The sequence below is a fragment of the Aquaspirillum soli genome (assembly GCF_054781915.1).
In genome coordinates this window covers 23,796-47,917 of sequence record NZ_BAAGTM010000012.1, presented here as the reverse complement: position 1 = coordinate 47,917, position 24,122 = coordinate 23,796, and the positions used below count along the sequence as shown (strand labels likewise).

The window sequence follows — 24,122 nt, the reverse complement described above, 5'->3', positions numbered from 1 at the left end:
CAGGGTTTCTATTATGTATGGCCAATCTAGCGCGAAAGTTCGGCCAACCACCTGCAGCGGTAAGCGCCATCGCGATCATATTCAGCCGCTTGTTTGATCGGATTGAAACGGCGCCCACCGCGTGGGTCGGTGCCAAGCCCCGCAATATACAACCAATTTCCCTGATTGCTATAACAATCGTAGTCGAGCAAATTTGACTCAAACCACGCCGCCCCAGCTCGCCAATCACACCCCAAGTCATAAATCAAATAACTGGCCACCACCTGCCGCAGGCGGTTACTGAGATAACCGGTTGCCGCCAACTCACGCATCCCCGCATCGACCAAACCCTCCCCAGTTTCACCGGAACACCAGCGTTGGAAGTTGTCTGGATCATGGCTTGGCACTGCCCGACGAGATAAACCGCCACCGTGGTATAACCGTGAGCCATATTTCAGGTGTAAAAAACGGAAATAATCGCGCCACAACAATTCAAACCACAGCCAATAACTGCTCTCGCTCTTGCCATATTCCGTTTCAAAGGTTTGCAACGCTTGCACTATCGTCCTCGGAGAAAGCGCACCACAAGCCAACCAAGGAGAAAATTTGCTGGAGAAATCGACGCCAGATAATTGATTGCGCGTGGCCTTATAAGAATGTGGCAAACCACGCGCCATATATTGCGCCAAGTGCGCTAATGCAGCGGACTCACTTGCCTGAAATTCAGGGGCGGGAAAAGGAAAGCTGCTGCGATGGTCTATGGCCGGTAAAACTGTGTCAGAAAAATCAAATGCGCCGTCGGTACACCAATTATCAGGCAGAGGTGGCACAACAGGGACAGCCAAAGGTAATCGAGGGGTAATCGCCTGCCGTTCGATTTGTTGGCGAAAAGCCGTAAAGACATCCGGCAGTTTTTCGACAGGGAAAGGTAAGTCGGCCGGATGAAACAGCGAAGACTGCCAATACGTTTCTACCTTGATGCCTTGTGCACGCAGGGCATTGATCTCATGCTGTTCTTCAGGTGTCGCAATTTCTTCGCAAATTACCACCTCGGCAGCGGTTTTTTGTACCAAGTTGGGTAAAGCTTCTGTCATGTTGCCGAGTAACGGGATCAGTTGACTTCCCTGTTCGCGCAAAACCACATCGACAGCTCGTGCCGCTTCTAATCGGAACGCTCTCGCCCGTGCACTCATCCGTGGAAAACCCCACGCCGTCGCTGTGTCTGGTGGTACAAAACACACTGGTATGACAGTAGCACCACGCTGACAAGCCGCCATCAAGGCAGGATTGTCATGCAGACGAAAATCGGAACGGAAGCAGTAAATGACGGTGGCCATGGACATTACCTTAAATTGCACTTCGGCAAATCATGGACAGACTCACTAATCGGGATTGAGTTCGGCAATTGTCAGATATTGTTAAACCGAACCATGACCATGCTTCAGCACTTAGACAAGGGAGTGATCAGTTGTCGCGTTGACAAAAAATTGCCTCCTGATTCAGAGAGCGGGTGGGCTGGCGTTAAAGTTGGAAAATATCTTCTAGTCGTTGCGCTTGCGTTAACGATATACCCCATTGCTGTAACTGTTCCGGCGTTGCCGACCGTAACCGCGACAACACCCAATCCGGCAACGGCTGGCCAAATTTTGTTTCGATCATACTGCGAAGGAATATTTTCATGCCTTCCTCACGGCCTTCCTCACGGCCTTCCTCACGACCTTCTTGACGACCTTCTTGACGACCTTCCTCACGACCTTTTTGGATACCTTCTTCTCTGCCTTCTTCCCGTGCAGTGATGATGTCGGTGTTGTAATCCCACACAGCCCGTTCACGCGCCAATGCCCGTAACCGTTCTTCTTTGGTTTGGCTCATTTGCTCTAGAGATTGCAAGACAGTCATTACCGGTGTGTGTGTCAGCTGTGCCATGATGTGTTGCTCCTGCCAGTGTTCAAACAGATCGACCCAATTCTTTAACGCAGTGGGCGCAAGTTGGAGGCGGTCGGCAGCATATTGGTGTTAAGAATGAAGATGAGGCAAAAATTGTAACCTAATGATCTGAGTCATAGAATTTTTTCTCATTCATCAAAAACAAATAGATATTTTATTTTTTTACAGTTGCCAAATAGAATTTTTTCTACAAAAATCAAGTTTTAAATTGATGAAATTGTAGACATGAAAGCCTTCACCCCCTCCGAACTGAAAACGATTTTGCATTCCAAAAGAGCCAATCTGTATTACCTAGAATATTGCCGTGTCTTGGTGAATGGCGGGCGTGTGGAATATGTCACCGATGAAGGCAAGCAATCATTGTACTGGAATATTCCAATTGCCAATACCACGTGTATTTTACTCGGTACAGGTACATCCATTACACGAGATGCGATGCGCGAATTGGCTAAAGCAGGGGTATTAGTTGGATTTTGTGGGGGTGGCGGTACGCCGCTTTACAGCGCCAATGAAATAGATGTCGACATTGTTTGGTTTTCACCACAAAGCGAGTATCGGCCAACAGAGTATTTGCAATCGTGGGTGAAGTTTTGGTTTGACGACAATTTGCGTTTGAAAGCTGCAAAAGTCTTTCAGGAAAAGCGTTTACAACAAGTCGCACACCTTTGGCAAAACAACCGGCGGTTATCCGAAGCAGGTTTTCATGTGCCTTCTGACGTGTTACTTGCTGCTTTACGCAATGCCAGTGAGCGAAATCAAATGGCCGTCGATCACACAGCCTTGCTGACTGAAGAGGCACGTCTAAGCAAAAAACTATTTCAGTTAGCAGCCAATGCCACTGAATATGGTGATTTCACTCGCAGCAAAGGCGGCAACGGACACGATCCTGCAAATCGGTTTTTAGATCACGGCAATTATCTCGCCTATGGGCTTGCTGCCACAGCAACTTGGGTACTGGGTTTACCTCACGGATTGGCCGTGTTGCATGGAAAAACACGTCGTGGTGCATTGGTTTTTGATGTAGCTGATCTAATCAAGGACGCGATTGTATTACCACAAGCTTTTATCTCTGCAACACGGGGTGATGACGAGCAAACTTTCCGCCAAGCTTGCCTACAAGCCTTTGCACAACACGAAGCGTTAGACTTCATGATTGATACATTAAAAGATGTGGCTTTGACGATAGGATCTCTTGCCAAATGAATATTGTTTTGGTGTCTCAGTGCAGCAAAAACGCGCTAACAGAAACACGTCGTATTCTTGACCAATTTGCCGAACGACACGGTGACCGCACGTGGAAAACGATTATCACCCAAGCAGGGCTCAATACCCTATACGGACTATTACGACGTAGCGCCCGTAAAAATACGGCTGTCGCTTGTCATTGGAACCGAGGTCACAATCACAGTGAATTATTGTGGATTGTCGGAGATGCGCGCCAATTCAATGCACAAGGCGCCACGCCCACCAACACGACCCGTCGTGATGTGCTGCGACAAGCAGATGAGAATGACTGGCATGGCTTAGAAGACATCCGGCTCATCGCACAAATGGCAGCACTCTTTCACGATTTTGGCAAAGCCAATGATGCCTTCCAGAAAAAATTAAGCTCTGGTAAGCCCCAAGCGGATGCCTTTCGTCATGAATGGGTATCGCTGCGCTTGTTTGAAGCCTTTGTGCGAAGCTGTGGCAAAGACGATATCGCTTGGCTAACAGCCTTACAGGATAGAGAAGGACTAACCGAATGGCCACCAGTCGAGTTCAAACAAGATGATCTCAAAACTTTCACCGCGCCCTTAAAAGGTCTGCCACCTTTAGCCCAGATGATTGGTTGGTTAATTGTCAGTCACCATCGCTTGCCTGAACCAGACATGAGAAATGGGGAGGACATTAACCGTGAGGGGTTGCTACAGCGATTGCCAGAGCTGATTTCTGCCAATTGGTGTGGCGCTCGTCCAGATAGCAAAGAATCCGAGAAAAAAGCCTGTTGGACATTTAAAAAAAATCTACCGTGGAATAGTCAACATTGGCGACAACACGCCTCTCGTCTCGCAAAAAATATTGTATTACAACGTCAACATCTATTAAAAACGGAACTCGCTCAACAGTGGGTAAAAAGCCCTTATGCGCTACACATCGCACGCATGGGATTGATGTTGGGAGACCATTTTTACTCCAGCCAAATCAGTCAACCGCGTTATGGCGATCCTGTGAAAGGGAAAGAAAAACCGCTTTATGCCAACACACGCAATACACCCGAAGGGCGGGTATTAAATCAACGACTCGATGAGCATTTGATTGGCGTAGAGGTCAACACGGGACGGATTTTGCGCACTTTGCCGCTGTTAGATGGACAACTACCGCGCATTGCACGCCACAAAGGTTTTCGTGAACGGAGCAAAGGGGCATTTCGTTGGCAAAACCAAGCATTTGATTTGGCAGAAGCATGGGCAGAACGCAGCGAAAAACACGGATTTTTTGGGGTGAATATGGCCTCGACTGGCTGCGGAAAAACCTTGGCAAATGGTCGTATTGCCTATGGTTTAGCCCATGCACAAAAAGGCGCACGTTTTACGGTGGCAATGGGGCTGCGCACTCTCACCCGCCAGACAGGTGCGGCCTATGGCAAACGCTTAGGATTGAATGAGACCGATTTGGCTGTTTTAGTCGGTGGTTCGGCGCAGCAAGCGCTAATTGAGGCATTGGCAAGCCGCGATGCCTTTGGCAATGAATCTTCGGTCGATTTGTTACCAGAACACAATTATGTGTACTACGAAGGCTGTTTGGTCGATGGGCCTCTCAAAACATGGTTAGGCAAAAATAGCCAAGCCCTACGCTTATTGGATGCGCCTGTGTTGACTTGCACCATTGACCATTTGATACCAGCAACAGAAAGCACGCGAGGGGGACATCAAATTGCCCCGATGTTGCGACTGATGACATCAGATTTGGTATTGGACGAGGTTGATGATTTTTCCCAAGAAGATTTGCCAGCCATTGCTCGTTTAGTACATTGGGCAGGGCTACTTGGAAGCCGAGTCTTGTTGTCTTCAGCCACTTTGCCGCCAGCGTTGGTTCAAGGTCTATTTTTGGCGTATCAACAAGGACGGCAGGCATTTCAAGCACACCGAGGACACGGGCAATCTTCAGCAGTCGTGTGTGCATGGTTTGATGAGTATGGTAGCGAGGCTGATTTCTATGATGAAGGAGAGACTTTTCTCGCCCGCCACACACAATTTGTGTCACGTCGAGTCGCCAAACTCCAAGCCATCGAGCCACGGCGGCGAGCCAAAGTTGTCCCATTTGAGCCAGACCTTACTGCCGCCCCGACCCCACAGCAAAAAGAATCCATCTGTTACGAGCAATGGGCAACCAGTTGCCTTGATTATGCTTTACAGCTCCATCAACAGCATCACACAACACAACCCAGCACAGGGAAAAAGGTCAGCTTTGGTTTGATTAGAATGGCTAACATCGATCCACTGTGTCGTGTTGCTCAATGGCTGTTCACTCATGGAGCGCCTGATGGTGTCCACGTTCATCTTTGCGTTTACCACTCGCGCCATCCCTTATTAGTTCGCACAGCACTTGAACACACCTTGGATCAGGTATTACAGCGCCATCATCCCGAAGCAGTATTTGAACATCCAAGCATTCAACAAGCACTGACGACCTCCTCAGTACAAGATCATCTATTTATTGTCTTGGCCACCGCCGTGGCAGAAGTTGGACGTGACCATGATTATGATTGGGCGATTGTTGAGCCTTCGTCATTGCGTTCGATCATCCAATTGGCTGGACGGGTGAAGCGGCATCGAACAGAACGCTGCCCCGATGCCTCACCGAATGTCTGGTTGATGTCTCACAACTTAAAAGCGGCGCAAGGTCAGCGCCTCGCTTTTGTCCGGCCCGGTTTTGAAAGTGCCAGTTTTCCAATGGCGTCCCACGATTTAGACCACGTGCTTGTGCCAGAACAATGGCAACCACTCACCGCTACACCACGGATTGCAGAACGAGACACGCTCGATCCGCAACATAATTTGGCCGACCTTGAGCACGCAACCTTGAAAGATTTAATGCTAAATCAGGCAGCTGGCGGTGCTCAAAAGCAAATACCTGTGACCTACTGGTGGAAAACACTAGCTCATCAGAGTGGTTTCTTACAGCGAAAAACCCCTTTTCGGCACGACCCTGAAGGCCGAGCCGCACACACGCTACAGCCCAATGCCAATGGTGGCCTTGATTTGGTGCGTTTGGAGAAAGAAGGGCAATTTACCTTACAAAACAGTCGTTGGATGCCACTTTCTCTCACCTTAGGAAAAAACATATCAAATTGGGCCACCCCTGATTATGAAAGCGCCTTGGAAACGCTATCTGAAGACAAAAACCTACCGATTGAACATTGTGCTAACCGTTATGGGTTATTTGATTTACCACAAAGAGAGAACGTTACTTGGCTTTATCATGGTCATTTAGGATTTTTTAGAAAATAGAGCATTTTTTAGGAATAATTAGGAGGGTTGATGAGCAAAATACTGTCTGAAGATGCCTCACCGATCACAGCTTTTGCTATTCGAACGGTGATTTCGTCTTTCTTAAGCGAAAGATTGCAAGGGAAGTTAGACAAACTCAAAGCGGAAGACACCGAGGCGAGAGATAACTTGATTGCTGCGTTTGAACCTGCTGTTTGGATTGCCGATGCCGCGAAACGGGTAGGGCAAATTCAACAAGTTACCCACGCCCTAAAGTTCAATCATCCTGATGCTAAAGGATCCAATCTAAGCAGCACTGGTCACAAAACAGCCTTACATCATGAATTTGGTAGCCATAGTCTAAACAATCGGCTGGAACCGGACGTTGTCGGTAATGCAGCAGCTTTGGACGTTTACAAATTTCTACGTTTAAAAGTCGCCGAGCAAACGGTCTTAGATTTATGCCTCACTGAACATCGAACATTAATAGAGGTATTTTGTGAATACGCCGGCGGAGAAACACAAGAAGCAGAAAACTGGCGTGCAGCATTTGCTACTTTGCCAGAGCCAAAAGGCGAATTGGCCAGCCACAAGCTAAGCAAGCAAATCTATTGGCCCTTATCCGATGGTACTTACCATCTGTTGCTGCCCCTGTTTCCAACCTCTTTGGCCCATCATGTTTGGAATACCATGCGCCAAGACCGTTTTTCTGACGAGGCCAAAGCCGCCCGCGAGGCCCGCAGAATGAAAAAACATCACGATCACGGTTATCGGGATTATCCGAACCTAGCAACGCAGCATTTTGGCGGCACGAAACCACAGAACATCAGCCAATTAAACAGTGAGCGACACGGCGAAAATTGGCTCTTGGCCTCGTGTCCGCCAACTTGGCAAAGCCAACATACCATTCAAGCCCCCTTGCAACAACGCAGCATCTTTTCGCTATTTGGCCGCCGAAAAAATGTCAGATTCACACTCAATGCCCTGAAAAACCTGTTGGGAAACGCAGGGGATTACAACAATGTCGCCATTCGTGAGGCCCGCGCCACACTGATTGATGACATTTGTGATGAATTGTTGCAATACACCGCAGAATTACAAGCCTTGCCCGCCGGCTGGAGCAAAAACAGTATGTTGGATGAAGCAGAGCAATATTGGCTTGATCCTGAGCGTGGGCATGAAGATGAGGACTTTGCCAATCGCCGCCGCCAAGGGCAATGGTTGGATGAAATCACGCGAAATTTTGCGAATTGGTTAAACAGTGCCTTAGACAAAAATCACAAACAGCTGCACTTTGGCGATGCCGAAGCGCAGGCATGGCAAACCGTGTTGGAAGATCGCCTACAAATCATCCGTTGGAGTTTGAACCATGCGTAACCCTCAATTGGACACCGCTGGTTTGTTGGTGTTACCCCATTTGCAAATCCAAAACGCCAATGCCATTTCTGGCCCTTTCTCTTGGGGGTTTCCTCCGCCATCAGCGTTTTTAGGCTTTGCCCATGCGCTCGAGCGCAAGCTATTGGCAGCTGGCGTGTTAGAAAAAGGGTTTGCTGGGGTCGGTGTGGTATGCCATCGCTTTGAACCACAAGTCACCCGTCTAGCCAGCAAATATCAATATGTCTTTCATCTCAACCGAAACCCTGTCAATAAGGATGGGACACCGGCCACAATCGTGGAGGAAGGGCGGGTTCATTTAGACATCAGCCTCGTTATCGCAGTCAAAGATGAATTGTTTGGTGATACAGAAACAACACCGTTGATTCAAGCCGTTCATACAGAAGTGAATGCGATGCGTTTTGCGGGAGGCAGCATCTTGCCGTGGGGAGAGCAACAACGGGCTTATTGGAAAACCGTACCACAACAACAAACCGAACAAGACGCCTTTTTCAAAAAGCAGCGTTATAGCCTTTTGCCCGGCTTCGCTTTGGTACACCGTCCGGATAAATTACTCGAACATCTCAATACCCTCCCCCCAAACACAACGGTGTTAGATGCCCTGTTGGATTTGACACAACTGAACATAGCCCCGTTTACCCACAACGCCACTGACCCCGAGTCTGTCGAATGGCGGGTGCACAAACCTGCAACCGGTTGGTTGGTACCGCTGCCAATTGGTTATGCAGGATTATCACCACTCCATGCCGTTGGAGAAGTGGCGAATACTCGCGATGCGGAAACCCCCACCCGCTTTGTCGAGTGTTTGTATTCCTTAGGGGAATGGATTGCCCCTCACCGTTTAACGTCTTTTTCACAGATGCTTTGGCGCTATCAGGCAGAACCTGACACAGGGTTATACCGTTGTGTCAATTTCTATACCGACTCAAACACATTTTCTGCATAAGGAATTTTTCACATGGCAAAGAACGATGCTTTAAAAACCGCCTCTGTTTTGGCTTTTGAACGTAAATTGGATGCCTCGGATGCTTTATTCAAAGCAGGGCAATGGAGCAACATGGCACAAGGCAATCTGTGGCCCGATGTAGTTGTCCACGAAAAATCTGTGCGCGGCACCATTTCGAATCGTCTTTCGACAAAAGATCAAGACCCTGCCAAACTCGATGCACAAATCCAAAACCCAAATTTACAAACTGTTGATGTAGCCAGCTTGCCAAATGATGCAGATACCCTACGGGTGCGTTTTACCTTGCGCGTGTTGGCCGGTGCAGGCGAACCTTCGGCCTGCAACAATCTTGATTATCAGCATAAGTTACAAGCAACGGTGAAAAGCTATGTCGAGACGCAGGGGTTTGGCGAATTGGCGCGGCGCTATGCAATTAACTTGGCTAATGGCCGTTTTCTGTGGCGCAATCGCATTGGGGCAGAGCAAATTGTGGTCGAAATTACCCGCCGTGCCGAGGGTGAAATTCAACAGCAATGGCGTTTTGATGCCCTCGATTTTTCTTTGCGCAATTTCGATGTCCCAGCAGATCAGGCAACGGAATTAGACACACTGGCCAACGTGATTGAACAAGGCTTATCAGGCAAAGCCCATGTTCTGTTAGACGTGGTGGCTTTTGTGCGGGTGGGTGATGGGCAAGAGGTCTACCCTTCGCAAGAATTGATTTTGGACAAGGGCAAAGGGGATAAAAGCAAGACGCTGTATGTTGTTAATGGCGTTGCAGGGATGCACAGCCAAAAAATCAGTAACGCGCTGCGCACCATCGATACTTGGTATCCACAAGATGATGACAGCGATATCAACCCTAGCCCGATTGCTGTTGAGCCCTATGGTTCAGTTACATCACAAGGCAAGGCCTATCGTCAACCTAAACAAAAAGCCGATTTTTATTATTTGCTTGATAGTTGGGTGTTGAAAGACCAAGCGCCTTCAGTTGAAAACCAGCATTACGTCATGGCCACCTTGATTCGCGGTGGCGTATTTGGTGAAAAGGACTAAACCCGCATGAATCACTATCTTGATATTCGAATTTTGCCCGATCCTGAGTTTTCTCAGCCCATTTTGTTGAAAGCTTTATTTGGAAAATTGCATCGGGGATTGGTCACACAGGGAGAGGGCAAAATTGGCTTAAGCTTTCCCGAACACACTGCAACCCGTTTGGGTAGCTGGTTGCGTTTACATGCTTCTGAGGAAAAATTGTTGGCCTTGATGGCCAGTGATTGGCTAACAGGCATGCGCGACCATTGTCAGTTGGGTAACATTTTAGCTGTTCCTGCTGGTGTTCAATATCGGGTGGTTAGACGGGTGCAATCGAAAAGCAACCCCGAACGGTTACGCCGGCGCGCACATCAGCGAGCGATTGCCAAAGGTATCGACCCGTCTGAAATAGCAAATAAAATCAGTGAGGGTAAAAAACTGACATTGCCTTCTGTTGAAATGCAAAGCCGCAGCAGTGGCAAAACGTTTTTTTTGTTTATTGAACATGGGCCGTTGCAGGATCAGCCGATTGAAGGAGAGTTTAGCTGTTATGGGCTGAGCGCCACAGCAACGATACCTTGGTTCTAACCCTTTTTTCGCCCCAAAAATCCCCCCTTTTTAAATCAATGGGTTACAAAGGGGGGATAAAAAAGGGGTTTTTAGAAAAAAGACAAAAAGTTCTTTAAAAATTAGAATGATGTTTGCTTTTCTATCTACCGAACTGCCGCACAGGCAGCTTAGAAAATCAGCATCGATAAGACATACGGTATGGTTATCCGAACTGCCGCACAGGCAGCTTAGAAAGTTATGTTGCAGCTTAATATAGACATTCTTTCCCGAACTGCCGCACAGGCAGCTTAGAAAAAGGTAGATATGGGCGCATGGGATGACCAGTGCCGAACTGCCGCACAGGCAGCTTAGAAAGCCATTCTTGCACCATTCTTTCACGATAGCAACCGAACTGCCGCACAGGCAGCTTAGAAATATAACGTGCCATTGCACTAATGTGTGAGGGCCCGAACTGCCGCACAGGCAGCTTAGAAAGAGTGATTCCGCAAGAGCCATCAGGTGAGATTCCGAACTGCCGCACAGGCAGCTTAGAAACTGCCAGCTTTTCAATCTCTCTCAAATCCCGCCCGAACTGCCGCACAGGCAGCTTAGAAATCGCGCAATAGAGCGACTGTTCGCTCGTATTTCCGAACTGCCGCACAGGCAGCTTAGAAAAATGTGGGCGATAGAATGGGGCTTTGCAGGGCCCGAACTGCCGCACAGGCAGCTTAGAAAGGTTGATTTCCGGAATCAGATTCCAATTAACTCCGAACTGCCGCACAGGCAGCTTAGAAAAGTTTGACGGATGCGTTTGCCGTCCGGTGTTGCCGAACTGCCGCACAGGCAGCTTAGAAAATTTGGCAAGATCGGCTTTCATGCCTTCCAGCCCGAACTGCCGCACAGGCAGCTTAGAAAAACGGGATTGCACCTAACCGGCGTTGGGAAGTCCGAACTGCCACACAGGCAGCTTAGAAAGCAGAAAACATCGGGGAAGATGAGGCTGAATTCCGAACTGCCGCACAGGCAGCTTAGAAAAGTGGAATCGCCCCTAACCGGCGTTGGCTGGTCCGAACTGCCGCACAGGCAGCTTAGAAAACAAACTTTCGTCTGTCGGTTCGGTTTTGGTTTCCGAACTGCCGCACAGGCAGCTTAGAAATTTCTAAGGAAACGATGCGAAACATTCGAGGCCCGAACTGCCGCACAGGCAGCTTAGAAAAAGATGAAGCCAGCGGTCTCCTGCACGTCCGCCCGAACTGCCGCACAGGCAGCTTAGAAATCAATCAGTGGTGTGGAATCAGCTTCGGCGCGCCGAACTGCCGCACAGGCAGCTTAGAAAAGCTTGGAGGAGTTACACAGATAAAATTCTTTCCGAACTGCCGCACAGGCAGCTTAGAAAGCACTGTTAGCCTCAAAATCAAAATCCTGAAACCGAACTGCCGCACAGGCAGCTTAGAAATGTGGTTTGATGGTGACAGTCAAAGCGTTGTTCCGAACTGCCGCACAGGCAGCTTAGAAATTTGCAAGGGGCGATGGCACTGCTAAAATAAACCGAACTGCCGCACAGGCAGCTTAGAAATGATTCGCAGCGAGCAAAACCCCCTTGAACTGGCCGAACTGCCGCACAGGCAGCTTAGAAAATATTACACCCCGTTAGCCTTGATGATTTCGACCGAACTGCCGCACAGGCAGCTTAGAAAACGAAAGCGATAAACTGGTCTTTAATTCCGTCTCCGAACTGCCGCACAGGCAGCTTAGAAACTGAACAAGAATTGATTGATGTGCACCTCGCACCGAACTGCCGCACAGGCAGCTTAGAAAATGATTTAAAACCCTTTACAAAGAAGAAAGAACCGAACTGCCGCACAGGCAGCTTAGAAAGCAAAAGTGGCAGCAAAATACCAAAACCCTGACCGAACTGCCGCACAGGCAGCTTAGAAAGTATAAACCCTTAGACTTAGCTAACACGCCAGCCGAACTGCCGCACAGGCAGCTTAGAAATACACCATAACCGACAACATCCGTATTACGCGCCGAACTGCCGCACAGGCAGCTTAGAAAAACGGATTAGCAGCATCGACAACGGTTTCAGCCCGAACTGCCGCACAGGCAGCTTAGAAATTTACTGTTTCCGTTTCCTTCTCAAAAGATTGCCGAACTGCCGCACAGGCAGCTTAGAAATCAGAAAGATTAGCTACCGACAACATAGCCTTCCGAACTGCCGCACAGGCAGCTTAGAAATGCCAAAATGCAACTAATTCACATCCTTCGGCCCGAACTGCCGCACAGGCAGCTTAGAAAATGCAGGTAAATGGCAAGTTGCGCCCGTGTGCCCGAACTGCCGCACAGGCAGCTTAGAAAATTGAGCGACAGAAGCAATTATTGGCGGCGGGCCGAACTGCCGCACAGGCAGCTTAGAAAAACGACATTGGCCGCACACGGCGCACAGTTTACCGAACTGCCGCACAGGCAGCTTAGAAATGGACCGACAGCAAAAAGTCCTGAGCCAGCTCCCGAACTGCCGCACAGGCAGCTTAGAAAAACGACATTGGCCGCACACGGCGCACAGTTTACCGAACTGCCGCACAGGCAGCTTAGAAATGGACCGACAGCAAAAAGTCCTGAGCCAGCTCCCGAACTGCCGCACAGGCAGCTTAGAAATCAGTAAGGGCTTGTGCTGCTGCTGCGTTGGTCCGAACTGCCGCACAGGCAGCTTAGAAATCACCGAGGCGGTGAAGCAGAAACATAAACAGCCGAACTGCCGCACAGGCAGCTTAGAAATCGGTGAGGTAAAGCTTGACCGCAAATCAATTCCGAACTGCCGCACAGGCAGCTTAGAAAGTCAAAGTGCTATCATAGTGTTACTTGATAACCCGAACTGCCGCACAGGCAGCTTAGAAAATGAAAACCTCCCTCGCTTATCGGTACGGTTACCGAACTGCCGCACAGGCAGCTTAGAAACAAGGCGCTGGTATCAGCAAGGCAAAAAATAACCGAACTGCCGCACAGGCAGCTTAGAAATGAACGTGAAAGGAAATAACAAATGCTGAAGGCCGAACTGCCGCACAGGCAGCTTAGAAACGTACCCAAGGCGCTGGTATCAGCAAGCGCCCCCGAACTGCCGCACAGGCAGCTTAGAAAAGTGGTAGTCATGCTGTCAATCACTTCGACGGCCGAACTGCCGCACAGGCAGCTTAGAAAGGCAAGTTTAGGGTTAATGTTTGCGGCTTTCACCGAACTGCCGCACAGGCAGCTTAGAAACACGTTTTAACGTGGGCATGTGATCCTGAACGCCGAACTGCCGCACAGGCAGCTTAGAAATCTGATTCAAACTTAGCTCCAGCTTGCCCATTCCGAACTGCCGCACAGGCAGCTTAGAAAATTGCGCACCATCACACCGTTTAAGTAATAGCCCGAACTGCCGCACAGGCAGCTTAGAAATAGAAAAGTGCTTGTTCAAAAATTTTTGAGAACCGAACTGCCGCACAGGCAGCTTAGAAAAATCCATGAGCTAAGGAGAATGAAATGGAATGCCGAACTGCCGCACAGGCAGCTTAGAAAAATACCTGAGTTTTTCAAACAATTAAAATTAGCCGAACTGCCGCACAGGCAGCTTAGAAAGGTATAAAAGCGCGCCATTGCTAAAGCGCGAACCGAACTGCCGCACAGGCAGCTTAGAAATCCAAACTGCCGAATGACCGCGCCGGCAAGTTCCGAACTGCCGCACAGGCAGCTTAGAAAAGGCGCAAGGTATCACCCGCGCCCAATCATCCCCGAACTGCCGCACAGGCAGCTTAGAAAAGACTGCAGAAATGAGGGGATTATTGCGCGCTCCGAACTGCCGCACAGGCAGCTTAGAAACTCGATTACTGCGACAACATTAAAAGACAATTCCGAACTGCCGCACAGGCAGCTTAGAAACTAGCGCTATATCACCCATGCGCTATATCTACCCGAACTGCCGCACAGGCAGCTTAGAAATTATCCAGCAAGGATTCCAGCCTTGTTAGCATCCGAACTGCCGCACAGGCAGCTTAGAAATTGGCGCACTGGTCAGCATGTGCGCTCATATCCCGAACTGCCGCACAGGCAGCTTAGAAATAATTGGATATGGTAGTGGGGAGCGTGTATTACCGAACTGCCGCACAGGCAGCTTAGAAAGTTTGGTAGTGTGGGCACCGCTTTTGTGCCCACAACATCGGTAAAAAACAGCAAAACACCGCTATACAGGACACTAACTTCCTAGCTTTTGATTCGGTGAGGCGGTTTTTGGGGTATTCTCGGTGATATGGATTTGGTGGGCAAAAAACCTGCCCACCCTACTAAACTACTAAACTATAAATTCAATCCAATAAAAAAAGGGCTTGGAGATTATCCAAGCCCTGATCGGATGGTGGAGCTGGCGGGAATTGAACCCGCGTCCGAAAGTCCTCTACGGTGAGATCTACATACTTAGCCGTGTCATTTGGATTTAACCAAAGAACCCGCCGACGGGCAGGCTGGTTTTTGGCGAGTTACCTAAAAGTTTCGCTGAGAGTCAAGTAACCCGACCAACAGCTAGCTGATGAAAAATGACACTGCAGCGGTTTGACCCACCCGACCCATCAGCAGATCGTTGCAGTGTCTAGCGGCGATTAAGCGGCTAGAGCGTAAGTTTCGTCGTTTGCGACTATTTTTTTTCAGCGTTTTACGGGGTATCTGAAATCCCGGTATGCCCCCATCCGCTTTGCAACCCCCGTCGAAACCAAGTCAGCCCCGAAAACTGGATCATGCAAGCGCATGTGAAGAGAAGGATTATAGCCCTAACTTGGGCAACAAAGCCAGTAAATCAAGTGGTGCCGCAATCGAAAAATCCGCCTGCCACAAATCTGGCTGCTCATCTGCCGCAATATAGCCATACCGCGCCAGCACCGTTTTCATTCCTGTAACCTGTCCGGCCTGAATATCTCGCTCTGCATCACCCACATACCAACACTGCTCCGTCGCACACCCCACCTGTGCAGCGGCATGACGCATCGGCGCAGGGTCGGGTTTGGGGACACCAACAGTATCACCACTCACCACCACCGCTGGCGGCACCACAAACCCTAATGCAGGCACTAAACGGTCGGTAAACCGCATCGGTTTATTGGTCACAATGCCCCATGCCAAGCCCTGCTCTGTCAAGGCCTCAATCAGTGGATTCACGCCATCAAATAACACCGTATCCACAGCAAAGTGTTCATCATACAAGTCTAAAAACCGTTGCCGCAGCGGTTCAAATGTGGCGTGGTCGCGGTCGATGCCAAAACCCAACCGGATTAAACCGCGTGCACCGTGACTAGCAATAGGACGAATCGCGGCATGGGGTTGTGGTGGGAGATCGTGTTCGGCTAACAACGCATTCAACGCCCAACCCAAATCCAGCGCAGTGTCAGCCAAAGTGCCGTCGAGATCAAACAGCACCGCAGTTAAAGGCGCACTCATGCCGATAGTCCTTTTAACTGTCCCAAAAATAAGCGATACGCTGGGTTATCAGTTTCTTCAATATAGGGATAGCCGAGGTTTTCTAAGAAATGCTGGAAATCAGCCAATTCATTCTGTGGCACCTGCACCCCTACCAATACACGACCATAATCCGTGCCGTGATTGCGGTAATGGAACAGGCTAATGTTCCAATCCGTACGCATGGCGGCCAAGAATTTCATCAATGCACCGGGACGCTCGGGAAATTCAAAACGCAACACACGTTCATTCAATGCCGGTGCATGTCCCCCCACCAAATGCCGAATATGCAGTTTTGCCAGTTCGTTATCTGTTAAATCCAAAGCAGCAATACCACTGGCAGCCAACTCATTCAAAATCACATCGGTATCGCGGCGGTCTTCAATTTGCACCCCGACAAACACATGCGCTTGACTGGCATCACCATAACGATAGTTAAATTCGGTGATATTGCGGCGACCGACTAAAGAACAGAATTGCTTAAAGCTACCGGGACGCTCGGGAATAGACACGGCAAAAATCGCTTCGCGTTGTTCGCCCAACTCCGACCGTTCGGATACATGTCGCAAACGATCAAAGTTCATATTAGCGCCACAGGCCACCGCCACCAACGTTTGATTGGCCAACTGTTCACGCTCAACATAAGCTTTTAACCCAGCCAACGCGAGCGCACCAGCCGGTTCTAAAATCGAGCGCGTGTCTTCAAATACATCTTTGATTGCTGCACAAATCGCGTCGGTATCAACACGGATGATTTCATCTAATAAATCACGACACAGGCGGAAGGTTTCTTCGCCAACCAATTTCACCGCCGTCCCATCGGAAAACAAGCCAACATCTTTTAATTCAACACGGTGACCGGCTTCGATAGAACGCGCCATCGCATCAGAATCATAGGTTTGCACCCCAATCACACGGATCTCTGGTTTCAGCCGCTTGATATATGCCGCCACCCCAGCAGCCAATCCACCCCCACCAATCGCCACAAATACGGCATGAATTGGCCGTGTGTGTTGGCGCAAAATCTCCATAGCAATGGTACCTTGCCCCGCAATCACATCAGGATCATCGAAGGGTGGGATATAAGTTGCGCCGGTTTTACGGGTCAGTTCTACCGCATGTTGATAGGCGTCAGAGTAGGAGTCTCCATGCAATACCACCTTGCCACCGCGCCGACTGACAGCATCAATTTTAATCGCCGGTGTGGTCTGTGGCATGACAATCGTGGCTTCACAGCCCAGCTTTTGAGCCGACAGCGCCACGCCTTGGGCATGGTTGCCGGCGCTGGCGGTAATCACCCCACGGGCTAACTCTTGGCTGCTGAGTTTGGCCATTTTGTTATAAGCACCGCGAATTTTGAACGAGAATACGGGTTGGAGATCTTCACGTTTTAATAAGACGGTATTGCCAATGCGACGAGATAGATTAGGCGCAGGATCGAGCGGGGTTTCCGTTGCGACATCGTACACATGGGATGTCAGGATACGTTCAAGATAATCTGTGATCATGATAGTCAGCAAAAGAGGTGAACAAATTGTGCAGTTGCAACAAGCATAACAGGATTTTGTTGTTTCGATAGCCAAATAGCGGACGAAATTGCATCATGCGAGTTGTAAATTTTCATTAAAATTATCAAGATTAGTTAAAATGTCTCTTTTACAAGAAACTTGGTTTTGGGTGTGGATTATTGCAGCCCCCATCATCACGGTGATTGGTATTTTGGCGCGGTTGGCTCGACGCGAACCCCCACCTCGTTTGCCACCCACCACAAAACTATCCCCAACAGAAGAGGACGACTAAACTGGCGGCTTTGCGTGCCTGAGTTTGAGAAAGGATGACGATGTTTTTTCCACAACGCAGCTTTCCTGCCACCCGTTTTCGTCGGATGCGACGGGATGATTTTTCGCGCCGATTAATGCGTGAACACACGTTAACCAGCGATGACCTGATTTATCCGGTGTTTGTCTTAGAAGGACACGGGCGGCGTGAAGCAGTGAGTTCGATGCCGGGGGTGTATCGGCAAAGTATCGATGAATTATTAAAAACAGCAGCCGAAGCAGTCGCCTTAGGCATTCCTGCCTTGGCTTTATTTCCTGTGATCGAATCGGGTAAGACCCCCGATGGTGATGAGGCATGGAACCCAGAGGGATTGGTACCGCGCACCGTGAAAGCCCTAAAACAGGCTTTTCCTCAGTTGGGTGTCATCACGGATGGCGCACTCGACCCTTATACCAGTCATGGTCAAGATGGCCCGATTGATGAAAATGGTTATGTCTTAAACGATAAAACCGTGTCAATTTTGATCAAACAAGCGTTGTGTCATGCCGAAGCAGGGGCAGATGTGATTGCCCCCTCGGACATGATGGACGGTCGAATTGGTGCGCTGCGTCATGCGCTCGAACAAGCTGGGCATATTCATGTGCGAATTTTGTCGTATGCCGCCAAATACGCCTCTGCTTTTTATGGCCCGTTCCGTGATGCAGTTGGCTCGGCAGGTAACCTCGGCAAAGCCGACAAAAAAACCTATCAGATGGATCCGGCTAACCTCAATGAAGCCTTGCATGAAATCGCTGCCGATTTGCAAGAAGGGGCGGATATGGTGATGGTGAAACCGGGGATGCCTTATTTAGATGTGATTCGGCGAGTCAAAGACGAATTTGCCGTACCGACTTACGCCTACCAAGTGTCAGGCGAATATGCGATGCTCAAAGCGGCGGCACAAAATGGTTGGCTAGACGAAGAAAAAGTGATGTTAGAAAGCCTGATGGCCTTTAAACGCGCTGGAGCAGATGGGATTTTGACCTATTTTGCCTTAGAAGCTGCACGCGCTTTACAAAGTCGAACCGCCTAAGGAAATCGAGGATGACTACCACCCACACCCGCCCACAATCGACCCAGTTGCTGATTTGGCAACGCTTAGCCAGTGTTGCGCTCTTGGTTTTGGTACTCGGACAGATGTTGGGTTGGTGGTCATCGACAGCGCTGCAACGGTTGGAATGGTTAAGCTATGACCTACGGGTGCAAGCCACCTTATCTGGTGCGAAAGATCCCTCGCTGGTCATTATTGATATTGATGAAAATAGTTTGAAAGAGATCGGCCAATGGCCGTGGTCACGCGAGAGAGTGGCCGAGTTGGTAACTGCCTTATTTGAACGTGAACAGATCAGTTTGTTGGGCATGGACACCGTATTTGCCGAGGCAGAAGGCGATGTCTTAGCCCAACGTTGGCAACGCCATCAAACCCGCCATCCACAGTTAGCCAATATTCCCCCGCCGCCGTCGGGGGATGAAGTCTTCGCCGACACGCTCAAACGCTATCCAGTGGTGATGGGGTATTACTTTCAAGCCCGTAAAGCAGCGGGTGACCCCGATTCATCCGGTGGTTTGCCGTCACCAGTCCCCATGACCAATCCACCGGCACAGCTGCAACAGATTGCTTGGCCACAACCAGAACGCTACACCGGCAACCTCAACCTATTGCAGCAGGCCGCCGCCGGTGGCGGTTTCTTTGACAATCCGATGGTGGATGACGATGGTGTTTTTCGGCGAGTGCCTTTGTTACAACGCTGGCAGGAGGGTTGGTACCCTAGCCTACCCTTGGCAATGTTTCATCAATTACTCGGACAACCAGCCATCACCGCGGAGATTGTGCAGGGCGGTGGCCAAGCACAGTTAGAGGCCCTTGATGTTGGCGGCTTTCGGATTCCGGTCGATGGTCATGGCGCAGTGCTTGTACCGTACTTTGGTCAGCGTGGTCATTTTGACTATATCCCTGCGGCAGATGTCTTGGCTGGACGGGTCAAAGCAGGGCGATTAAATGGTGCAGTGGCAATTCTTGGTTCCTCTGCCCCCGGTTTGTTAGACCTACGGGCCACCCCAGTACAAAGCGTGTATCCCGGGCCAGAAATTAACCTGAGCGTATTGGCTGGCTTATTACAGCAAAACTTCCGGTCTGCACCACCGTGGGTGTTTGGAGCGGAGTTTATGGCTTTACTCTCGCTGGGTCTGGTCATGACTTGGCTCTACCCAAAACTGTCCGCGCTGCCTTTATTTAGCGGTAGTTTAGTTTTATTGGCGGCGTGGGTTGGGGGTAATCTTTGGGCATGGCAACAGGGGTGGCTATTACCTGTTGCATCGGGTTTGGTGTTGCTAGTTGGGCTGATGCTGTTGCATCTATTGTTTAACTTATGGCGAGAAAGTCGCGAGAAAAGCTGGGTGACACAGTGTTTTGGGCAATATGTCCCGCCTGAGTTGGTGGAAGACATGATGGATAAACCAGAGGCGTTGGGTTTGGAAGGCGAAGAACGCGAACTGACGGTGTTATTTTCTGATGTGCGTGGTTTCACCAGCTTCTCCGAGAAAATCCCACCGGCCCAGTTAACAACGGTGATGAACCGCCTGTTATCGCCACTCACCCGCGCCATTCACGATCATCGGGGCACAATTGATAAGTATATGGGCGATGCCATTATGGCGTTTTGGGGGGCGCCGCTGCGCGATACCGACCACGCCCGCCATGCCCTAGAAGGGGCATTTGCGATGCAAAAAGCCTTACATGACATCAATCGTGAATTTACTGCCGAGGGTTTACCCGCGCTGGCGATGGGTATTGGTCTAAACAGTGGGCCAATGAACGTCGGCAACATGGGCTCAAACTTCCGGATGGCGTATACCGTATTGGGGGATAACGTCAATCTCGGATCTCGGATCGAAGGCCTCACCAAACCCTATGGGGTATCAATTTTAGTCAGTGAAACCACTGCTGCTTTAGTCCCCGATTGGTCGTATCGACAAGTGGACAAAGTCCGCGTAAAAGGCCGCAGCCAACCGGTATGGATTTTAGAACCGCTTGGCCCTAGCAACAGTCTTACTGCCACACAACAACAGCAACTACAGCAACACCAAGCTGCACTGCAGGCGTATCACCAAGGCCAATTTGCCGAAGCACAGCATATATTTGCTGCGTTGTACGAACAAGATAGCCATAACAAATTAGCCGCGATTTATCTGGAACGCGCACAACATTACTTATCCACTCCACCCGCAGCTGATTGGGATGGGGTTTGGACACACACTGAAAAATAAGCACATCAGGAGTTGACGTTGATTGACGAACAAGCTGCCCTGCAAGATTTATTGCAAAAAGGGATACGTTTACCACCCCAGCCAGACATTTTGCTCGAGCTGAATGAACGGATGCAGGATGGCAATTATGACGCGGCTTCGCTCGCCACTTTGATTGCACGGGATGCCGGTATTTCAGGCATGTTATTTAAAGTGGCAGCCAGCCCGCTTTTTTGTCGTGCTAGTGCACCTGATACCCTAGAAAAGGTTTTGGTGCGGCTAGGCCTCAAGCAAACGATTAACTTGGTGCGTGCTATCGCTATCTCGAATAAAGTGCCTGCCGCTAGCCGTTTAGCATTTCACCGCTTTTGGACCCGTTCGCGAGAAATTGCACAATTAGCTGCGATTATTGCGGAAGATCGGGTGACGGTCTGTAATATTTTTCCCGATCAGGCATACATGACAGGGATTTTCTTGGAATGTGGTGTGCCGGTATTGATGCAACGCTTCCCTGACTACGCCAATGCACTCTTGGCAGAAGGTTTTGATCAGCCTTCGGTGAAAGAGGAAGATAAGCGGTTTAATGTCGATCATTGCACGATTGGCTATTTAGTCGCTCGCCATTGGCGCTTGCCTAATTTCGTGGCGCAGGCCATTTTGCGTTATAACGAAGTGCCACATGAAGATTTAGGCGAAGTTCGTACCGTTGTCGCGATTTTGCAGTTAGCAATTCATTGCCATGCTGATATTCACCGCAGCAGTAATCCAACATGGGATACTGTTGGCGCGGATGCTTTAGATGAGCTTGGTTTACGACAAGCAGCGCTAACAGGTTATATGGCAGATATTCGAGAAGCGTTTTTGTTGAAGGGGATTTAAATAAAAAGGAGCCAGACTTGGCTCCTTTTTATTTTTTCAGCTTATTTATTGAAAATAGCGATACCTTGTACTTTTGTTACCTCATCTGTTTTTCTTAATTCGATCTTTGTTGCTAACACCTGAGCATCAACACCTAAAAAGCGACCTTTAATATTGCCTTTATTTAGAAATTCACTTACTCCTGTAGCAGAAGGTGCAAGGCTAACGTCTAAAGGAACACCTGAATTTTTTTGTAAATTAGCAAGGCTTTGATCAGCATTAATTAACTTATAATCAATACCAGCCATTGAAAAACTCAAATCTGCACTGACTTTCTGAGTGGTAAAATTAGCAGTAATCGTACCACCAGTTAAGTCACCACTATCTAATGATGATACAAGAGGCATTAGACTATATGTAGCACTTCCTGCTGTGGGCAAATTAGTTGTTAAAGGTAAAGTCGTATTTATCACATAGAGATTATCTGATAGATCCGTCCAACCAGAAACTCTAGATGAATCAGTTGTATATCCAAGAGATGATCCCTCCCAAATACCCCAAGAAATATTATGAGTAATTGTATCCGTACCACTACCACTTACAACTGTAGTTGAACGATAAGAGGCAGGTATCGCGTGTAGAAGAGGGGTATCCTCTTTTGTTGCATAGTAACGCTTACTTCCTTCAATATCATCAAACCTAATTTTATAATCTGGTTTATCCAGCTCAAGTACAGCATTTTTATAAGGATCAGGTAATCGATAAAATAATCCAGAACCATATAATGAATTTTCCGAACCATGGGAGAGTTTTAACATGGTTGCCAGACCGTCAATTTCTGTCGTCCCTGCATCAGGATCTCCAATTTTTCCCGCATAAATTGAGTGTCCAGATGCACTAAAGTCAGAACCAGAGTAACTCATTGATACAGTTGGATAGTCATTACTGATGTCTGTCAAAGAGACACCAGCAAATGAGAAAGTACCAGCGTAACCTGTTACTGACGGTGCATTATCCACTGAAATTGCACCAGAAATTTGTTGAGAGTCATAGTTGATGCTCAACCACGAATCTGGACTAATTTGTGACTTCCACACACCGTCTTGATATAACTTACCTCCCGCACGCAAAAAGTAGCTTCTCTCTCCGGATGCAGGAAGAATATTATCAGCCCCTAAAAAAACAAGATTAGAGGTAATAAAATGATTTCTACTGTCTATCAAGCTTAAACCGTAGGAGCTATTTTGCATTAAGTCGCCTGCATCATAATAACCCCATGCAATTTTGTATTTTTGACCATCTACGCCACCTAACATGATTTCACCAGCCTCTTTTATTTTGCTGGTATTACCCCAAAGATCATCACTAGGAAAAGGCAAGCTAGTTTGGCTATTCTTGGTTTTATCTAAATCGTAAACATAATAAGAGTCACTCTGTCTATTAAATGAGAATGTCCCATAAGCTTCAAAACTAGGAGTAGCGCTAAATTTAAATGACAATGCTAGTGCGTCTGGTGAGCTTCCGCCTGTCACCATACTCCCTTTGATATTAAAATCAGCAAACACTGAATCAGGGAACTCGATATTATATGGAGCATCCCAACCTGATCCATATAGATCCTGCAAAGAGGAAGAGAAACTTACCTTTCTGCTTTCACCATTGAAAGACAAGTTAATCCCTGATGCAACAGTGAACAGAGGAGAGGAAAAATCAACATAAATTTTTGAGGAGTTTTCAATAGAAAATTGGGTTGAATCGGTTTTCGTAAAGACAATTGAAGCAGGATTAACCTGAAAGGCTCTAACACCTAACCCTCTTATATTAGAATCTGTGTTGGCGGCTGTAAATGTTGCCACAGGCAAAACCTTTTCGGCAATAATATAGTGATAATTTCCAGCATTACCTGCCGCAGCTGATGTAATATATTCCCCCCCTCGGTAATATCCCCAATAAATTTTATTTGTTGTATCTGACCCTATCCCGTAAGCTTGTTTATCTGCCAATGGTTCAAATACCGCAGCATCGGTAGTATTTTTACCAGGAATACTCGTCAAAACAGGCTTATTATCCTGAAGCTTAAAAGTTGGCATCCCAATATCAACACCGGGTTGACTGACACTAGATGAAGTAGGCAATGGCTCTCCTTCACCATTTTCACCATTCGACAGGGGACGAACTCGACCCGCCACTGGTGCGACTGCAGTCCCTGCAGGTCCAGTAATTGACATCACCCCGCTATCGCCGTTTAAGACTGGGAGAGGTGTGGGTGTGGGTGTGGGTGTGGGTGTGGGTGTGGGTGTGGGTGTGGGTGTGGGTGTGGGTGTGGGTGTGGGTGTGGGTGTGGGTGTGGGTGTGGGTGTGGGTGTGGGTGTGGGTGTGGGTGTGGGTGTGGGCTC

General features: G+C 48.8%; 15 protein-coding genes, 1 other RNA gene and 1 CRISPR repeat array. Of the genes, 10 read left to right on the top strand and 6 right to left on the bottom strand.

Annotated features, from left to right (window positions below):
* Nucleotides 1-26 precede the first annotated feature (26 nt).
* Both ACYVJG_RS10430 and ACYVJG_RS10425 read right to left on the bottom strand, forming a co-directional pair.
* Nucleotides 27-1,316, bottom strand: coding sequence for a DASH family cryptochrome (locus ACYVJG_RS10430; RefSeq protein ID WP_460430996.1), 1,290 nt, complete (start codon nucleotides 1,314-1,316; stop codon nucleotides 27-29).
* 184 nt (nucleotides 1,317-1,500) lie between these two features.
* Nucleotides 1,501-1,905, bottom strand: a complete 405-nt coding sequence (locus tag ACYVJG_RS10425) for a hypothetical protein (RefSeq protein WP_460430995.1) — start codon at nucleotides 1,903-1,905, stop codon at nucleotides 1,501-1,503.
* 246 nt (nucleotides 1,906-2,151) lie between these two features.
* Between ACYVJG_RS10425 and cas1f the strand changes: the two genes are divergently transcribed.
* Genes cas1f through cas6f form a run of 6 tightly spaced genes read left to right on the top strand, consistent with a single transcriptional unit; the run spans nucleotide 2,152 to nucleotide 10,362 of the window.
* The gene (gene cas1f, locus ACYVJG_RS10420) at nucleotides 2,152-3,129 is read left to right on the top strand and encodes a type I-F CRISPR-associated endonuclease Cas1f (protein WP_460430994.1); all 978 of its coding nucleotides are present in this window, start codon (nucleotides 2,152-2,154) and stop codon (nucleotides 3,127-3,129) included.
* Nucleotides 3,126-6,419: a type I-F CRISPR-associated helicase Cas3f gene (cas3f, locus tag ACYVJG_RS10415; RefSeq protein WP_460430993.1), complete on the top strand. Its 3,294-nt coding sequence runs from the start codon at nucleotides 3,126-3,128 to the stop codon at nucleotides 6,417-6,419. The genes cas1f and cas3f overlap by 4 nt, the downstream gene beginning before the upstream one ends.
* Nucleotides 6,420-6,449: 30 nt before the next feature.
* The gene (csy1, locus tag ACYVJG_RS10410; protein WP_460430992.1) at nucleotides 6,450-7,775 is read left to right on the top strand and encodes a type I-F CRISPR-associated protein Csy1; all 1,326 of its coding nucleotides are present in this window, start codon (nucleotides 6,450-6,452) and stop codon (nucleotides 7,773-7,775) included.
* Nucleotides 7,768-8,739 (top strand): type I-F CRISPR-associated protein Csy2, encoded by a 972-nt coding sequence (gene csy2, locus ACYVJG_RS10405; protein WP_460430991.1) that lies wholly within the window; start codon nucleotides 7,768-7,770, stop codon nucleotides 8,737-8,739. The genes csy1 and csy2 overlap by 8 nt, the downstream gene beginning before the upstream one ends.
* 12 nt (nucleotides 8,740-8,751) lie before the next feature.
* The gene (gene csy3, locus ACYVJG_RS10400; RefSeq protein ID WP_460430990.1) at nucleotides 8,752-9,795 is read left to right on the top strand and encodes a type I-F CRISPR-associated protein Csy3; all 1,044 of its coding nucleotides are present in this window, start codon (nucleotides 8,752-8,754) and stop codon (nucleotides 9,793-9,795) included.
* A gap of 6 nt (nucleotides 9,796-9,801) precedes the next feature.
* Nucleotides 9,802-10,362: a type I-F CRISPR-associated endoribonuclease Cas6/Csy4 gene (cas6f, locus tag ACYVJG_RS10395; protein WP_460430989.1), complete on the top strand. Its 561-nt coding sequence runs from the start codon at nucleotides 9,802-9,804 to the stop codon at nucleotides 10,360-10,362.
* A 128-nt stretch (nucleotides 10,363-10,490) separates the two neighbouring features.
* Nucleotides 10,491-14,481: a CRISPR direct-repeat array (repeat unit 28 nt; unit sequence CCGAACTGCCGCACAGGCAGCTTAGAAA).
* A 230-nt stretch (nucleotides 14,482-14,711) separates the two neighbouring features.
* Here cas6f and ssrA read toward each other — a convergent pair.
* From ssrA to ilvA, 3 genes are all read right to left on the bottom strand, one after another.
* Nucleotides 14,712-15,077: a transfer-messenger RNA gene (ssrA, locus tag ACYVJG_RS10390) on the bottom strand.
* A gap of 37 nt (nucleotides 15,078-15,114) precedes the next feature.
* Nucleotides 15,115-15,786, bottom strand: a complete 672-nt coding sequence (locus tag ACYVJG_RS10385; protein ID WP_460430988.1) for an HAD family hydrolase — start codon at nucleotides 15,784-15,786, stop codon at nucleotides 15,115-15,117.
* Entirely contained in the window at nucleotides 15,783-17,312 is a 1,530-nt protein-coding gene (gene ilvA / locus ACYVJG_RS10380) for a threonine ammonia-lyase, biosynthetic (protein WP_460430987.1), read from the bottom strand. Before ilvA ends, ACYVJG_RS10385 begins: the two co-directional genes overlap by 4 nt.
* Before the next feature lie 139 nt (nucleotides 17,313-17,451).
* Here ilvA and ACYVJG_RS10375 point away from each other — a divergent pair, with 139 nt between their 5' ends.
* Genes ACYVJG_RS10375 through ACYVJG_RS10360 form a run of 4 tightly spaced genes read left to right on the top strand, consistent with a single transcriptional unit; the run spans nucleotide 17,452 to nucleotide 21,747 of the window.
* Nucleotides 17,452-17,604, top strand: a complete 153-nt coding sequence (locus tag ACYVJG_RS10375) for a hypothetical protein (RefSeq protein WP_460430986.1) — start codon at nucleotides 17,452-17,454, stop codon at nucleotides 17,602-17,604.
* 40 nt (nucleotides 17,605-17,644) lie between these two features.
* Complete coding sequence (gene hemB, locus ACYVJG_RS10370) at nucleotides 17,645-18,655, top strand: porphobilinogen synthase (protein WP_460431007.1); 1,011 nt, start codon at nucleotides 17,645-17,647, stop codon at nucleotides 18,653-18,655.
* Between the two features lie 11 nt (nucleotides 18,656-18,666).
* Nucleotides 18,667-20,889 carry a CHASE2 domain-containing protein gene (locus ACYVJG_RS10365; RefSeq protein WP_460430985.1) on the top strand — a complete coding sequence of 741 codons (2,223 nt, stop codon included), beginning with the start codon at nucleotides 18,667-18,669 and terminating at the stop codon, nucleotides 20,887-20,889.
* Nucleotides 20,890-20,907: 18 nt separating this feature from the next.
* The gene (locus ACYVJG_RS10360) at nucleotides 20,908-21,747 is read left to right on the top strand and encodes an HDOD domain-containing protein (RefSeq protein WP_022654024.1); all 840 of its coding nucleotides are present in this window, start codon (nucleotides 20,908-20,910) and stop codon (nucleotides 21,745-21,747) included.
* A 41-nt stretch (nucleotides 21,748-21,788) separates the two neighbouring features.
* Here the strand turns inward: ACYVJG_RS10360 and ACYVJG_RS10355 are convergent, their stop codons facing one another.
* The gene (locus ACYVJG_RS10355; RefSeq protein ID WP_460430984.1) at nucleotides 21,789-23,861 is read right to left on the bottom strand and encodes a hypothetical protein; all 2,073 of its coding nucleotides are present in this window, start codon (nucleotides 23,859-23,861) and stop codon (nucleotides 21,789-21,791) included.
* Nucleotides 23,862-24,122: the final 261 nt, after the last annotated feature.